The sequence below is a fragment of the Serratia sp. GW822-FHT06E05 genome, assembly GCF_058799445.1.
Window position 1 is genome coordinate 1,117,187 of record NZ_JBXALM010000001.1, and the last position, 15,502, is coordinate 1,132,688.

General features: G+C 56.8%; 11 protein-coding genes. 7 read left to right on the forward strand and 4 right to left on the reverse strand.

The features are described from left to right. Window positions 1–308: 308 nt before the first annotated feature. On the reverse strand, window positions 309–3,875 hold the full coding sequence (locus AC1RKC_RS05310; RefSeq protein ID WP_493091961.1) for a DNA translocase FtsK 4TM domain-containing protein: 3,567 nt from the start codon (window positions 3,873–3,875) through the stop codon (window positions 309–311). Between the two features lie 120 nt (window positions 3,876–3,995). Then, the gene (gene lrp / locus AC1RKC_RS05315; RefSeq protein ID WP_004928318.1) at window positions 3,996–4,490 is read right to left on the reverse strand and encodes a leucine-responsive transcriptional regulator Lrp; all 495 of its coding nucleotides are present in this window, start codon (window positions 4,488–4,490) and stop codon (window positions 3,996–3,998) included. Window positions 4,491–5,150: 660 nt separating this feature from the next. Between lrp and trxB the strand changes: the two genes are divergently transcribed. The 7 genes from trxB to infA all read left to right on the forward strand — a co-directional run bounded on the left by trxB (window position 5,151) and on the right by infA (window position 12,568). Beyond that, window positions 5,151–6,122, forward strand: a complete 972-nt coding sequence (gene trxB / locus AC1RKC_RS05320; protein WP_020826112.1) for a thioredoxin-disulfide reductase — start codon at window positions 5,151–5,153, stop codon at window positions 6,120–6,122. A gap of 79 nt (window positions 6,123–6,201) precedes the next feature. Then, the gene (locus AC1RKC_RS05325; protein ID WP_493091958.1) at window positions 6,202–7,089 is read left to right on the forward strand and encodes a LysR family transcriptional regulator; all 888 of its coding nucleotides are present in this window, start codon (window positions 6,202–6,204) and stop codon (window positions 7,087–7,089) included. Window positions 7,090–7,187: 98 nt separating this feature from the next. Then, window positions 7,188–7,805 (forward strand): glutathione transferase GstA, encoded by a 618-nt coding sequence (gene gstA, locus AC1RKC_RS05330; RefSeq protein WP_261156881.1) that lies wholly within the window; start codon window positions 7,188–7,190, stop codon window positions 7,803–7,805. A 176-nt stretch (window positions 7,806–7,981) separates the two neighbouring features. Beyond that, window positions 7,982–9,748, forward strand: coding sequence for a heme ABC transporter permease/ATP-binding protein CydD (gene cydD, locus AC1RKC_RS05335; protein ID WP_493091956.1), 1,767 nt, complete (start codon window positions 7,982–7,984; stop codon window positions 9,746–9,748). A gap of 2 nt (window positions 9,749–9,750) precedes the next feature. Beyond that, window positions 9,751–11,487: a heme ABC transporter ATP-binding protein/permease CydC gene (gene cydC / locus AC1RKC_RS05340; protein ID WP_115059292.1), complete on the forward strand. Its 1,737-nt coding sequence runs from the start codon at window positions 9,751–9,753 to the stop codon at window positions 11,485–11,487. Window positions 11,488–11,517: 30 nt separating this feature from the next. Continuing rightward, entirely contained in the window at window positions 11,518–12,243 is a 726-nt protein-coding gene (aat, locus tag AC1RKC_RS05345) for a leucyl/phenylalanyl-tRNA--protein transferase (protein ID WP_046374008.1), read from the forward strand. A gap of 106 nt (window positions 12,244–12,349) precedes the next feature. Further along, entirely contained in the window at window positions 12,350–12,568 is a 219-nt protein-coding gene (gene infA, locus AC1RKC_RS05350; RefSeq protein WP_002211347.1) for a translation initiation factor IF-1, read from the forward strand. A 202-nt stretch (window positions 12,569–12,770) separates the two neighbouring features. Here infA and clpA read toward each other — a convergent pair whose 3' ends face one another. Both clpA and clpS read right to left on the reverse strand, forming a co-directional pair. Beyond that, the gene (clpA, locus tag AC1RKC_RS05355; RefSeq protein WP_020826106.1) at window positions 12,771–15,050 is read right to left on the reverse strand and encodes an ATP-dependent Clp protease ATP-binding subunit ClpA; all 2,280 of its coding nucleotides are present in this window, start codon (window positions 15,048–15,050) and stop codon (window positions 12,771–12,773) included. Between the two features lie 27 nt (window positions 15,051–15,077). After that, complete coding sequence (gene clpS, locus AC1RKC_RS05360; RefSeq protein WP_020826105.1) at window positions 15,078–15,398, reverse strand: ATP-dependent Clp protease adapter ClpS; 321 nt, start codon at window positions 15,396–15,398, stop codon at window positions 15,078–15,080. Between the last annotated feature and the right edge of the window lie 104 nt (window positions 15,399–15,502).

The following is a 15,502-nucleotide window of genomic DNA, read 5'->3' on the forward strand; positions in this document are numbered from 1 at the left end:
GGTGCCGTGCGGGTCAAATTAACCCTTAACACCCTTACTCTACCCGAAGCTATCCGCAGGCAGATAGGCCAATGTTCTGAGAAGCCGAGGGTTTACGCTTCTTTGCACAAGGGCCGCCAAGCGGCCCTTCAGAGTGCTGACAAAGTCCTCTGTACTCAAAAGTTAGGTTTTATGCACTAATAAAACAAAGGATTATGTCTTCAGGTTTATCCCAAACATCCGAAAACCACGTTTTTCGGGTGTTTGTCATCAGTCTAAAGGGCCGCTAAGCGGCCCTTTATTATTAAATAACAACGACTAAAGCTTCTTCAGTCATGCCGTGGCGGTGCCAGCACCTCGCGGTTGCCGTTGTGCCCCTGCTCGCTGACGATGCCCTGCGCTTCCATCTGTTCGATGATGCGCGCGGCACGGTTATAGCCGATACGGAACTGACGCTGTACGCCGGAAATGGAGGCGCGGCGTTTATCCACCACAAACTCCACCGCCTGGTCAAACAGCGGATCCAGCTCTTCATCACCTTCCAGACCGCCACCAGCACCACCCTCACCGTCGTCACCGCCGTTGAGGATACCCTCTTTATATTGAGGTCGCTCACGCGCTTTCCAATCCTTAACTACCGCATGCACTTCCTGATCGCGCACAAATGCACCATGTACACGGACCGGAATGGAGGAGTTAGGGGCCAGATACAACATGTCGCCCATCCCCAGCAGCGATTCAGCACCGCCCTGATCGAGGATAGTGCGCGAGTCAATCTTGCTCGACACGGTAAAGGCGATACGGGTCGGGATATTGGCCTTGATCAGGCCGGTGATCACATCCACCGAAGGACGCTGTGTTGCCAGCACCAGATGGATACCCGCCGCACGCGCTTTCTGCGCCAGACGAGCAATCAGCTCCTCAACCTTTTTACCAACCGTCATGATCAGGTCAGCGAACTCGTCGACCATCACCACGATGTAAGGCTCTTTCTCCAGAACCGGCGGCGTGATGTCCATGCTGTCGGTCGGTTTCCAGAACGGATCCGGGATTGGACGTCCCATCGCCTCGGCCTGATCGACACGTTCGTTGTAACCTGCCAGGTTACGCACGCCGAGCGCAGACATCAGCTTGTATCGACGCTCCATCTCGGCGACGCACCAACGCAAGGCATTGGCGGCGTCTTTCATGTCGGTAACCACGTCCGTCAGCAGGTGCGGAATACCTTCATAGACCGACAGCTCCAGCATTTTCGGGTCAATCATGATAAAGCGCACTTCTTTCGGCGTGGCCTTATACAGAATGCTCAGGATCATGGCATTGACCCCAACCGATTTACCGGAACCGGTGGTCCCCGCCACCAATAGGTGTGGCATTTTCGCCAAGTCGGCCACCACCGGCTCGCCGGAGATGTCTTTACCCAGAACGATCGCCAACGGCGATGGATTATCTTGGAATGCCGGGCAATCCAGCACTTCTCGCAGATAGACCGTCTGACGTTTAACGTTAGGCAACTCCAGGCCGACGTAGGGCTTGCCGGGGATCACTTCAACCACACGCACGGCGGAAGTTGACAGTGAACGCGCCAGGTCACGCGACAGGTTGGAAATACGCGCTGCTTTAACGCCCGGCGCCAGATCCAGTTCGAAACGGGTAATGACCGGGCCTGGCAAAATGTCTACCACGTCGGCTTTCACCCGATAATCGGCCAGGCTGGCCTCCACCAAACGCGCCTTCTGTTCCAACGCGAAGGAATCCACCGGCTCAACCTCTTTCGGCGCTTCGGTCAGCAGATCAAGCGTCGGTAGAGGCGTGGTCGGTTTTTGCAACGGCATATCGTTGCGCATCAGGAACGGGTGGATCAGGCTGTCCATTGCCGGCTGCTGCGGGGCCGTCGGCGCTACAGGCTGCTGATAGGCCGGTGGTTGCTGTTGCGCTGCCGGTTGCTGATAAGCAGGTTGAGCAGGCTGATAAGCTTGCGCTGGCGGAGTCTGAGGTTGCGTTGGCGGCGCATAAGCCGGCGCGGCTGGCTCAAACTGGCCGAAAGGCACATCATCCTCGCGTTCGCTTTGTTGCTCAATGCGATCTTCAAGCTGTGGCGACAGGGTGAACAGTGGCTCAACCGGGCCATCGTCAACCAAATCATCCATCGGCGAGAAGCCGAACGCATTACGAGTATCTACTGGCGTAGTTGGCTGTACCGAAGGCGCAGCCTCTTGCTGCCCATAGCGCTGATTCTGCTGTTCGGCAAACGCCTGACGCAGTTCGGCCTCTTGCAGAGCAGCCTCATCATCCTGGTTATCCTGCGCGTACTCCTCGCCATAACGTTGGTTTTGCTGCTCGGCAAACGCCTGACGCAGCGCCGCTTCCTGCAAAGCTTCATCGTCTTGATCTGACGGAAGAGCAGTGGCATTCGGCAATGGTTCGTCGTCCCCACGGTTACGCTGTTCCTGTTCGGCCATTCGCTGCGAAGGCAACTTGATGCCGTAAGAAGCCAGTTCACGTCGGGTTGGGATGCGCACCGGATTCGGACGCGGCAACTCAGGCCCCAGGCCTTGTTTGACCTGCGAGTTAGCGTCGCTGGTGGCCGTAAAGGCCGGCATAAAGGTATTGGCGGCAACAGCGCCGGCAGCTGTCGTTGCTGCAGCCTGCGCCTGAGGTTTCACGCTGCCGAACGATGGCACTGCAGGCTCACCGGCACTGAAACCGGCCGGAGCACTGACGTCAGCGCTATCGCGTTGAGCGGCGGAGAAATCAAACGGAGAACGATCGTGCGACGGTGATGCTGCAGGCGCGTCCCAGTTCCCCATACGCGGCTCGTCATCGTCCTGGTAAGGATCGGCCAGACGCGTTACCTTCGGCGTCGGCGTCTCTTCAGGAATTTCAAATGAATACAGCGGTGGAGCACTGTTTTCCGCTGGCGTACTCATCGGACTCTGGTTCACCGAGGCCGGAGCCGTTGGAGCTACCGTAACCGACGGCGCCTGCGCCACAACCGGGGCTGCGGTAACAGGTTCACGAGCCACCGCTGGCGCGACAGGCGCGACATCGGCATCTTCGTCGTCATTCGTCCGCAGGCCGCTGAGCAATGGATCCTCAGCCTCTTCCGCCGCAATTTTGGCGGTTTCCGTCACCGAAGGCGCTGAGAACAAGACGTCGTCCTCCGCCGCGTTGGCCGCAGCCGCCGTCGAGGCCACAGCAAGCGCTGCCCCTTTCTCTGCCGATTCTGGCTGATCTTCGACATAACGGTCGTCATCGTCGTGATAACGATCGTCACGGCGCGAACGGTTGGTCATAAAGGTGGCCGTCCCCAGCACCACGCCGCCGATCCTCTCGGCAATCACCAGCCATGACCAGCCGGTAAACAGCGTAAGGCCCGCCGCCCAAACGCAAAGCAGCGCCAAGGTTGCGCCAATGCCGTTGAACCAGGGGAGCATGGCGTTGCTCAGCAAACTGCCGATAACGCCGCCGGAGGCAAAGTAATAGAGATCGTCGACGTTCAGTGCCGCCAGGCCACACGAAGTGAGCACCAGCGCCAATGTGCCGATCAGGCGCAGTGAAAGCGCAAAGTAATCGATGTATTCGCCGCTGCCGCGCTGACGATAAGCCGCCCAGCACAACACCAGCATGATCGGCGGTATCGCATAGGCGAGTACCCCGAAGGTGAAGAACAGCGTGTCGGCCAACCAGGCCCCGACGCCACCGCCCAGATTATGAATAGGCTCATGCCACGCGGTCTGCGACCAGCTTGGGTCAGAGGGATTGAAACTGACCAAGGCAGCCATGAGGTAAATGGCAAATATGGCTACCACAATCAACACAGCTTCGAGCAAACGGCGACCGCTGCTGAGTTTTCTCAAGGTAACTTCTTTATCTTCTGTATATTCCTGGCTCAAGAAAGGCTCTCCAGGTTCCTGTTAGCTGACATAGCAACAGCGCCGAGAAGCTTCCCCGGCGCTGAAACTGTATGGATAAACAGGAGTGTAACCAATTTAATCAGGTTTTGCACCTGCACCCTACCGTGTTTTGATAACCAGACGGTTGCTCTGTTTCACTTCTTCCATTACCACGTACGTACGGGTGTCGTTAACCCCCGGCAGACGCAGCAAGGTTTCGCCAAGCAACTTACGGTAAGCGGACATATCCGGCACGCGGGTTTTCAACAGATAGTCGAAATCACCGGACACCAGATGACACTCCTGAATTTCTTCAAGCTTCTGAACTGCTGAGTTGAATTGCTCAAACACATCCGGGGCACCACGGTTCAACGTGATTTCCACGAAGACCAACAGGGACGCATCCAGATAATGCGGGTTGAGCAACGCAGTATAACCATGAATAAAACCCTGGCGCTCGAGGCGGCGCACGCGTTCTAAACATGGGGTTGGGGATAACCCCACGCGCTTCGAAAGTTCAACGTTCGAAATACGCCCATCCTTTTGCAGTTCGTTGAGGATGTTGCGGTCGATACGATCGAGATCTTTACCCGGGCGTTTCTTATTGTCTGCCATTATTATTGTCTCTCTTATTTTCTTCCCTGCACTTGCCACACCCTAGCCAACGTCAATGTGTAAGGGCTCGTTCCAAGCGAAGACCCGATGCCTGTCATATGCTTCACTACCATCATTCACCGCTGCGCAGCCTGTCTGTCAAACTCTGCACAAGGTGTTTTAAGCAAGAAGAAAGGTGCCATCCGCTTGCGCGATGTTCCTCCCCTGCCGTACGCAGATCCGGCAACGGCGCAAAATCCTGCGCCAACGCCGCAAATACGTACGATTTACTGCAGGTGGGAGGATAATTTCTTCTTCCTATGATGTTTTCGCAAATGCGCAGCGGATTGTCAAAGTAAAAGAAGCAAAATCAGAAGAACGTACCGTCATGAAAAGTTAGCACCCCGTTTTTAGTTATGAATCGCTGGCTTAAAAACGCCGTGGGCAAGGCACTTAAACCCGCTTGATGTGCTGTTTCCGGCCGTTTGAGTGCCAAACGCCCGCAAGCGGCTTCCATAAGTTAAATTGCTGCGTTTTGCGCTCGCTTAAGCAGCAAAACAATAATTAATAGGCAATGACTATCAAACAAATCGTTAACAACATCCCCTGACGCTTTTTTTAATGCCGCATTTTCCCTACAATCGTATCCATTGTCCGCCATTGTGGGAAAAGAGGTTATTCATGGGCACGGCTAAACACAGCAAATTATTGATTCTGGGCTCCGGCCCGGCTGGCTACACCGCCGCGGTTTACGCAGCGCGCGCCAACCTGAGCCCGGTGCTGATTACCGGTATGGAACAAGGGGGTCAGCTGACCACCACCACCGAAGTGGAAAACTGGCCGGGTGATGCCGAAGACCTGACTGGTCCGGCGCTGATGGAGCGTATGCGTGAGCATGCAGAAAAATTCCAAACCGAGATCGTGTTTGACCATATCACCAGCGTTGATCTGCAGAACCGTCCATTCCGTCTGTTTGGCGACAGTGGCGAATACACCTGTGATGCGCTGATTATCGCCACCGGCGCATCAGCCCGCTATCTTGGCCTGCCGACAGAAGAAGCCTTCAAAGGCAAAGGCGTTTCCGCCTGCGCTACCTGCGACGGTTTCTTCTACCGTAATCAGAAAGTCGCCGTTGTAGGCGGTGGCAATACGGCGGTAGAAGAAGCGCTGTATCTGTCCAATATCGCGGCCGAAGTTCACCTGATCCACCGTCGCGACAGCTTCCGTTCAGAGAAGATCCTGATCAACCGGCTGATGGAGAAAGTGAAAAACGGCAATATCGTGCTGCATACCGACCACACCCTGGACGAAGTACTGGGTGACGAAATGGGCGTTACCGGCGTACGCATTCGCAGCACCAAAGCGGAAAATGAAACGCGTGAACTGGCGCTGGCCGGCGTATTTATTGCCATCGGCCACAGCCCGAACACCAGCATTTTCGGTGGCCAGTTGGAGCTGGAAAACGGCTATATCAAGGTGCAGTCCGGCATTCACGGCAATGCCACCCAAACCACCATTCCGGGCGTATTCGCCGCCGGCGACGTGATGGACCACATCTACCGCCAGGCGATCACTTCCGCCGGGACCGGTTGTATGGCTGCGCTGGACGCAGAGCGTTATCTGGACGGTATTGCCGACGCAGAAGTTCTGTAACGGCACAGACTGTCATCCTGAAAGCGGCTATTTATTAGCCGCTTTTTTTGTATCTCAAACACCATCAGGCGGGTCTTCGATGCAGAATCTTCTCCACTGGCGTCTGTTGGTTGCCGTAGCCGACAGCGGCAAGATCACCCTGGCGGCAAGTCAATGCGGCATGACACAGTCTGGCGCCAGTCAGGCTATCGCTCAGTTGGAAGAGGCGTTGAACACTCCGTTGTTGGTTCGGCTGCCGCACAGCGTTGCGCTAACGCAAAGTGGTGAACAAATCGTCGCCCATGCCCGCACCATGCTGGCCGAACTCAATGCAATCCAACACTGCGCGCAGCAGGCGCAAAGCTCGCACGCCGGCAAAATACGCCTGGCCAGTTTCCCTTCAGCATTTGCGCTGTTGTTACCCCCGTTGCTACGCAAATTTCACCGCCGCTTTCCCGCCATTGAACTGGTGCAGTTGGAAGGTACCGATCTGGAGGTCGAAAACTGGCTGGCATTGGAAGCTGCCGACGTGGGCATAGTGTTGAATCCGAAACCGGAACGGCAAAGCCACCCGCTGGGAAAAGACCTATGGCTTACCGTGACGGCCACTGATCATAAGCTTGCCAGAAACCGCCAGCCGATAGATTTCAATGAACTGGTCAAACAGCCGTTTGTCTTGGCTACCGGAGGTTGCCAGCTCAATGCCCAGTTGCTGGTGCAGCAGGCAGGTTTGGCGCTGACGGATGTCCGCGTCACCGTCAGTGACTGGAACACCGCGCTGACGCTGGTACGTGAAGGGATCGGCGTATCGCTGGTGCCCGCATCGGTGATACCGGCCGATACGCCAGGCATTTGCACCCTGCCGCTGAGCGCGCCACTTTATCGCCATTTTGGCCTGGTTTGTTCATTCGCCGGTGCAAGCTCCGCGCCAGTGCAAACTCTGTTGCACTTTCTACAGGATCATTTGCCGTTGCCCGTCAGTAGCTGAGCTGATACCGGGTTTCTGAGATTCTAATTTTTCTGCCGGCGGCGCCGACGGCATTCTGACGGCCAAGCGATGTCGCTTTTTGCCTCAGGAATATGTCGATGAAACTCTATTTTGCGCCCGATACCTGCTCCCTCTCGCCACATATCGTGCTGCGGGAATTGGATTTGCCGTTCGAACTGATCCGCGTCAATAACCGCACCAAGCGCAGCGCCGACGGCGGAGACTTTTATCGGGTGAATCCCAAAGGTTACGTCGCCGCGCTGATGCTGGACGACGGACAGGTGATCACCGAAGGCACTGCCATCGTGCAGTATCTGGCGGATATGCGCCCTGAGGCCGGGCTGGCCCCACCAAACTCGACCTTCGAACGGGTGCGCTTGCAGGAGTGGCTGAACTTCATTACCTGCGAGATCCACGCGGGATCCAGCCCGCTGTTCAACTCAACCCTGCCGGAAGAGGTCAAAACGCTGTTTCGCGACAAGCTGCGACGCCGCCTCGATTTTGTTGCTCAGACGCTGGACGAACCGGCGTTTCTATTGGGAGAAACTTTCAGCGTCGCGGATGCCTATCTGTTCACCGTACTGCGCTGGATGGATCAGTTTTCCATCGACCTAAAATACTGGCCATCGATAACCCGTTATATGTCGCTGATTAGCCAGCGCAGATCCGTGCAAACCGCCTTGGCGGCGGAAGCAGCCAGTCAAGCGGTGCCCTAATCCTGCTGCCGCGGTCTGTTATAGCGATATTTGACCGCTTTATTATTTTCAGTCTGCCGGGTGAAGAGGTAACATTGGCCTTCACTTGTTCGCTTCAGGTTGGGGCAAACACTTTTTTTAACAGTACGTTAACCTTGCCTGTAACAATAGGCACCGGCGACGCAGACTCATATCTGATGAAAAAAACCAGACAGCAGCAATTAACCCGTTGGCTCAAAACTCAGAGCACCCTGGCGCAGCGTTGGTTGCGCCTTTCCATGTTGTTGGGGCTAATCAGCGGCATGCTTATTGTCGCTCAGGCATGGCTGTTGGCCGCCCTGCTCCACGCCCTGATTATCGAACAGGCGCCACGTGAACAGTTGATTCCGTCGTTTATCTGGTTGGCTGCCACCTTCGCGCTGCGGGCCGTGCTGAGTTGGCTGCGTGAACGCGTCGGCTTTATCTGCGGACAAGTGATCCGCCAGCGCATGCGTCAGCAGGTGCTGGATAAACTGCAACAACTCGGCCCCGCCTGGATCCAGGGAAAACCGGCCGGCAGTTGGGCCAGCATCATCGTCGAACAGATCGAGGATATGCAGGACTACTATTCCCGTTATTTACCGCAGATGTATCTGGCGGTGTTTATCCCGCTGCTGATCCTGATCACCGTATTCCCGATCAACTGGGCCGCCGGTCTGATTCTGTTGACCACCGCGCCGCTGATCCCCATGTTTATGGCGCTGGTCGGCATGGGTGCCGCCGATGCCAACCGACGCAACTTCGTGGCGCTGGCACGGCTGAGTGGTAACTTCCTCGACCGCCTGCGGGGGTTAGACACGCTGCGCTTATTCAATCGGGCGCAGGCGGAAACCGAGCAGATTGCCAAATCGTCTGAAGACTTCCGTAGCCGCACCATGGAGGTACTCCGTCTGGCTTTCCTGTCATCGGCGGTGCTGGAGTTCTTTGCCTCCATTTCTATCGCCGTGGTGGCGGTCTATTTTGGCTTCTCGTTCCTTGGCGAACTTAATTTCGGCAGTTATGGCACCGGCGTCACGCTGTTTGCCGGCTTCCTGGTGCTGATCCTGTCACCGGAGTTCTTCCAGCCGTTGCGCGACCTGGGGACTTTCTACCACGCCAAGGCGCAAGCCGTGGGTGCCGCCGAAGCACTGGAAACCTTTCTCAGCGCCGAGGGCGAACAAATGGGCAATGGCACACAAATCCTGGATGCCGATGCGCCGCTGGAGCTGCAAGCACAGGATCTGGAGATCCTGTCGCCCAATGGCGTGCTGCTGGCCGGGCCGCTGAGCTTCACTCTGCCCGCCAACCAGCGCATTGCCTTGGTCGGGTTAAGTGGTGCCGGGAAAAGTTCGTTGCTGAACCTGCTGCTCGGGTTTTTACCCTATCGCGGTTCTCTGCGGATTAATGGTATCGAACTGCGCGAACTGGCCGCCGAAGGCTGGCGCCAGCAACTCGGCTGGGTAGGACAAAATCCGCACCTACCGGCGCAAACGCTGCGCGCCAACATACTGTTGGGCAATCCGCAGGCCAGCGAAGCCCAACTGCAACAGGCCGTAGAGGACGCCTATGTCGGCGAGATCCTGCCGTATCTGCCGCAGGGTCTGGATACCGAAGTCGGCGATAACGCCGCGCGCCTGTCCGTCGGGCAAGCGCAACGTGTGGCTGTCGCCCGGGCGTTGATCAGCCCGCGCCGTTTGCTGCTGTTGGATGAACCGGCCGCAAGTCTCGACGCCCACAGCGAGCGGCAAGTCATGCAGGCGCTGAATGCGGCTTCGCATCAACAAACCACACTGCTGGTGACTCACCAGTTGGAAGATACCGAAGATTACGACCAGATTTGGGTAATGGAAGGCGGACACATCGTCCAGCAAGGCGATTACGCCACGCTGAGCGCCCAACCGGGCCTGTTTGCCAACCTGATCGCTCACCGCCGCGGGGATCTATAATCATGCGCGTTTTGCTGCCGTTCCTGGCGCTGTACCGTCGTCACAGCCTGCTGATTTGTCTGGGCATAATTCTGGCCATCATTACGCTACTGGCCAGTATCGGCCTGTTGGCGCTGTCCGGTTGGTTCCTCGCCGCCTCCGCCCTGGCCGGGCTGGCGGGCCTGTTTACCTTCAACTACATGCTGCCGGCGGCCGGCGTGCGTGGTGCCGCCATTTTCCGCACCGCCGGGCGCTATGCCGAACGGGTCGTCAGCCACGACGCCACCTTCCGCGTGCTGTCTCATCTGCGGGTCTTCACCTTTAAAAAGATCCTGCCGCTGTCGCCGGGAGGCATTGCCCGCTTCCGACAGGCCGATTTGCTGAATCGACTGGTGGCGGATGTCGATACGCTGGATCATCTGTATCTGCGGGTAATTTCACCGCTGGTCAGCGCCGCCGTGGTGATTGTCGTGGTGACTTACGGCCTGAGCTGGCTGGACGTTTCACTGGCCCTGACGCTGGGCGGCATCCTGCTGTTGCTGTTGCTGCTGGTGCCGCCGGTATTTTACGGTGCCGGCAAGCCGATTGGCGGCCAGTTGACCGCCCTGCGCGGCCAGTACCGTACCGATCTGACCGCCTGGCTTCAGGGCCAGGCTGAGCTGGTGGTATTCGGTGCCGTGGATCAGTTCCGTGCGGCTCTGGATGCCACTGAAAAACAGTGGCAGCGCCGTCAGTGGCAGCAAGCTTCGTTGGGCGGCATGGCACAGGCTTTGATGATCCTGGCCAGCGGCCTGACCGTGACGTTGATGTTGTGGCTCACCGCTGCCGGTATCGGTGGCGACAGCCAACCCGGCGCGCTGATTGCGTTGTTCGTGTTTGCCGCCCTGGCTTCGTTTGAAGCCTTGATGCCGGTAGCCGGCGCCTTCCAGCACCTGGGACAGGTGATAGCTTCCGCCACGCGGGTGAAGCAGGTCATCGATCGACAACCGGAAGTGACCTTCCCTGCCGATGGCCCAACTGCCGAAAACGGTGCCATGCTAAGTCTGCAACAGGTTACCTTTACCTATCCCGGCCAGCCGCAGCCGGTGTTGCAGGACGTCACGCTGGAGATTACCGCCGGTGAACATATTGCATTGCTCGGCCGCACCGGGTGCGGTAAATCGACCCTGCTGCAGTTGCTCACCCGCGCCTGGAACGCCGACAGCGGGCAGATGCTGCTCAACGGCCATCCCTTGGCCGCTTACGATGAAACCACGCTGCGTCAGATGACCACCGTCGTCAGTCAGCGAGTACACATCTTTAGCGATACGCTGCGCGAAAACTTGCGCATCGCCGCCCCAACGGCGACCGACGAACAGTTGCGCGAAGTGTTGCAGCAGGTCGGGTTGGACAAGCTGCTGGAAAACGAGGGGCTCAACGCCTGGCTGGGAGACGGTGGCCGACAGCTTTCCGGCGGCGAGCAGCGCCGTCTGGGCATTGCTCGCGCATTGCTGCATCAGGCGCCGCTGTTGTTGCTCGATGAGCCGACCGAAGGTCTGGATGCCGAAACCGAACAGCAGATCCTGGCGCTGCTGCGCCGACATTGCCAGGGAAAAACGCTGATCCTGGTGACCCACCGCCTGTATGGATTGGAACACCTTGACCGAATTTGCGTGATGGACGGTGGGCGCATCGTTGAGCAAGGCGATCACCTCAGCCTGATGCGTCAGCAGGGGCGTTATGCCCAGTTCCGTCAACGTATCAGCGGTATACCGCTGTAAAAGGGCCTGTAGAGGACGCTGAGACCTTATATGCGCATTGTTAAGCTGTCATCGCAGTCGCTGGTGTTCCCCTCTCCTGAGGGCGCACTGCGCGATCCTAACGGTTTGCTGGCTATCGGCGGTGATTTGACAGCGCCTCGTCTATTGGCTGCCTATGAGCGCGGCATTTTTCCCTGGTTTTCCCCCGGGGAGGCCATTTTGTGGTGGTCGCCCGATCCGCGGGCGGTGCTGTTTCCTGCCGAACGCCATATCAGCCGCAGTCTGAAACGCTTTTTGCGCAGCAACCCCTTCCGCGTCACGCTAAATCACGACTTTGCGGCGGTGATCGCTGCCTGTGCCGATCGGCCGGAGGAAGGCACCTGGATTGGCCCGGAGGTGCAGCGCGCTTATCTGCACCTGCACCGCCTCGGTTTCGCTCATTCGATAGAGGTGTGGCAGGATGACAAGCTGGTGGGGGGCATGTACGGCGTGGCTCAGGGCGCCCTGTTCTGCGGCGAATCGATGTTTAGCCGTACCCCCAACGCGTCCAAATGCGCTTTGATGGCTTTTTGCCGTCATTTTGCCGCTTATGGCGGAGAATTGATTGACTGTCAGGTGCTTAACGCTCACACTGCCACGCTGGGAGCGAAAGAGATCCCCCGAAGACAATTTTTGCAGCAGCTCAGCCAACTTCAACGCAAGCCATTAGCGCCAGAGTGTTGGGCACCGCAAGTGTTACCCCCACAGCAGGTTGAACCACCCTCCCCAACAAACTAATTTTGCGGAAACGGTGCAATGTTCGCCGACACTTCTTTACATAATGTGGGTTTTTCGGCATTATCTTGCCGGTTAAAAACTAAGGTAGTTAGACCTAGAGGATTCGATGGCCAAAGAAGACAATATTGAAATGCAGGGCACCGTTCTTGATACGCTGCCGAACACCATGTTCCGCGTTGAATTGGAAAACGGGCACGTGGTAACCGCACATATCTCCGGTAAAATGCGTAAGAACTACATCCGCATCCTGACGGGCGACAAAGTCACTGTAGAGCTGACCCCGTACGACCTGAGCAAAGGCCGCATTGTCTTCCGTAGCCGTTAATCGGCTCACTCGTCGCCAGCCGATGGCGGCACCGAGGATGTAATGCCTCCGGAGCCCTTTCCGTTTACCCCCGTAGCAACGTTCAACATCGAGTTGCGAGAGCGCAGGTAAACTGAGAGGGCTCAATCATTTCTGTTGTGGTGAAATTCACCCATAAAAAAAGCGATGCCGAAGCATCGCTTTTTCTTTATCTGACCCGGCCTTAGTGCACCGCACCTTCATCCGCTTTACGCATCGACGCGCTGAGGAAGTGGTAAGTCAGTTTCTGATTGTCCTTGTCCAACTCGACTTTCACCGAGCCGCCGTCCACCAGTGAACCAAACAGCAATTCATTGGCCAGCGGTTTCTTCAGGTTTTCCTGCATCACACGCGCCATCGGACGAGCGCCCATTGCACGGTCATAGCCTTTCACCGACAGCCAGTCACGCGCTTCATCGCTCACTTCCAACGACACGCCTTTCGCATCCAGCTGGGCCTGCAGTTCGACGATAAACTTATCGACAACCTGCTGGATCACCTCGGTCGACAGATGGTTGAACCAAAGAATGTTGTCCAGACGGTTACGGAATTCCGGCGTGAACACTTTCTTGATCTCTTCCATCGCATCGGTGCTGTTGTCCTGCTGCACCAGACCAATCGATTTACGTTCGGTTTCACGTACCCCGGCGTTAGTAGTCATCACCAGGATCACGTTGCGGAAGTCCGCTTTGCGGCCGTTGTTATCGGTCAGGGTACCGTTGTCCATAACCTGTAACAACAGGTTGAACACGTCCGGATGCGCCTTCTCGATTTCATCCAGCAGCACCACCGAGTGCGGATGCTTGAGCACCGCGTCGGTCAGCAGACCGCCCTGATCGTAACCGACGTAGCCCGGAGGCGCGCCAATCAGACGGCTGACGGTATGACGTTCCATATACTCGGACATATCAAAACGCAGCAGCTGAATATCCATCGCCTTCGCCAGCTGCACCGTCACCTCGGTTTTCCCGACGCCGGTTGGCCCGGCAAACAGGAAGGAACCGACCGGCTTGCGATCGTGCCCCAAACCAGCACGGCTCATCTTGATCGCTTCAGTCAGCGCTTCAATCGCCTGATCCTGCCCGAATACCAGCATTTTCAGACGATCGCCCAGACTTCTGAGTACGTCGCGATCGCTCGCCGACACGGTTTTCTCCGGGATACGCGCAATACGCGCCACCACAGATTCGATGTCGGCCACGTTGACGGTTTTCTTGCGTTTGCTTACCGGCATTAACCGGCTGCGGGCGCCCGCCTCGTCAATCACGTCGATAGCCTTGTCCGGCAAATGACGGTCGTTGATGTATTTCACCGACAGCTCGACCGCCGCACGCACCGCTTTGGCGGTATAACGCACGTCGTGGTGCGCTTCGTACTTGGTCTTCAGGCCGTTGATGATCTGAATGGTCTCTTCCGGTGTCGGCTCGGTAATGTCGATTTTCTGGAAGCGACGAGCCAGCGCACGGTCTTTTTCAAAAATGTTGCTGAATTCCTGGTAAGTAGTGGAACCGATAACCCGGATCTTGCCGCTGGAGAGCAGCGGTTTAATCAGGTTGGCGGCATCCACCTGCCCACCGGAAGCCGCACCGGCGCCGATGATGGTGTGGATCTCATCGATAAACAGAATGCTGTTCTTATCCTGTTCCAACTGTTTCAGCAGCGCTTTAAAACGTTTTTCGAAGTCGCCACGGTATTTGGTACCGGCCAGCAATGAACCGATATCCAATGAATACAGCGTACAGTCCGCCATCACTTCCGGAACGTCGCCCTGCACAATGCGCCAGGCCAGGCCTTCGGCAATCGCCGTTTTACCGACGCCAGACTCCCCCACCAGCAGCGGGTTGTTTTTGCGACGACGGCACAGCACCTGAATAGCACGCTCCAGCTCAGGGTCACGGCCAATCAAAGGATCGATGCCGCCTACCCGTGCCAACTGGTTGAGGTTGGTGGTGAAGTTTTCCATACGGTCTTCCCCTCCGGACTGCTCTTCATTCACCGGGTTTTCCGCATTCGGCGCTTGGCCCGGCTCGTCTTTACGTGTGCCATGTGAAATGAAGTTCACTACGTCGAGACGGCTGACGTCGTGTTTGCGCAGCAGGTAAGCCGCCTGCGACTCCTGCTCGCTGAAAATCGCCACCAGCACGTTGGCGCCGCTGACTTCGCTGCGGCCGGAAGATTGCACATGGAATACCGCACGCTGCAGTACGCGCTGGAAGCTGAGCGTCGGCTGAGTGTCGCGCTCTTCTTCGCTGGCGGGCAGCGTCGGCGTGGTTTGTTCAATAAAGGCTTCCAGCTCCTGGCGTAACGCGGCCAGATCCACCGTACATGCCTCTAGCGCTTCTCGCGCGGCAGGGTTGCTGAGTAACGCCAGCAACAGGTGCTCCACGGTCATAAACTCGTGTCTGTGCTCACGCGCTCTGGCGAAAGCCATGTTGAGACTGAGTTCCAGTTCTTGATTGAGCATAAGCACCTCCCCAATAGTTGCCTAAATCTAGGCTTTTTCTAGCGTACAAAGCAACGGATGCTCGTTCTCCCTCGCATAACGGTTCACATGGACGACCTTGGTTTCCGCCACCTCGGCGGTAAAGACACCGCAGATCGCCTTGCCTTGATAGTGGACCGTGAGCATCAGTTGCGTTGCGCGTTCAATATCATAAGAAAAGAACTTTTGCAGAACGTCAATCACAAATTCCATCGGTGTGTAATCGTCGTTGTTAAGTATAACTTTATACATAGACGGCGGTTTTACCGCATCGATTTGTTTTTCCTCGGCCAAATGTTCGAAATTTAGCCAACCGTTGTTATTGCCCATCGCTGCTCATCTTCTCTGCTCTGTCCTTTAATATGGGGACAGGTTCCGGTTATTCAAAGTGGGGTATCATTACTATTTTATCATCTTCGCCATCATCCCGCCGC

Bases quoted from the DNA above. Each gene is read 5' to 3' on its own strand.
- lrp (WP_004928318.1), bottom strand. From the start codon at position 4,490: ATGGCAGACAATAAGAAACGCCCGGGTAAAGATCTCGATCGTATCGAC.
- trxB (WP_020826112.1), top strand. From the start codon at position 5,151: ATGGGCACGGCTAAACACAGCAAATTATTGATTCTGGGCTCCGGCCCG.
- AC1RKC_RS05325 (WP_493091958.1), top strand. From the start codon at position 6,202: ATGCAGAATCTTCTCCACTGGCGTCTGTTGGTTGCCGTAGCCGACAGC.
- gstA (WP_261156881.1), top strand. From the start codon at position 7,188: ATGAAACTCTATTTTGCGCCCGATACCTGCTCCCTCTCGCCACATATC.
- cydD (WP_493091956.1), top strand. From the start codon at position 7,982: ATGAAAAAAACCAGACAGCAGCAATTAACCCGTTGGCTCAAAACTCAG.
- cydC (WP_115059292.1), top strand. From the start codon at position 9,751: ATGCGCGTTTTGCTGCCGTTCCTGGCGCTGTACCGTCGTCACAGCCTG.
- aat (WP_046374008.1), top strand. From the start codon at position 11,518: ATGCGCATTGTTAAGCTGTCATCGCAGTCGCTGGTGTTCCCCTCTCCT.
- infA (WP_002211347.1), top strand. From the start codon at position 12,350: ATGGCCAAAGAAGACAATATTGAAATGCAGGGCACCGTTCTTGATACG.
- clpA (WP_020826106.1), bottom strand. From the start codon at position 15,050: ATGCTCAATCAAGAACTGGAACTCAGTCTCAACATGGCTTTCGCCAGA.
- clpS (WP_020826105.1), bottom strand. From the start codon at position 15,398: ATGGGCAATAACAACGGTTGGCTAAATTTCGAACATTTGGCCGAGGAA.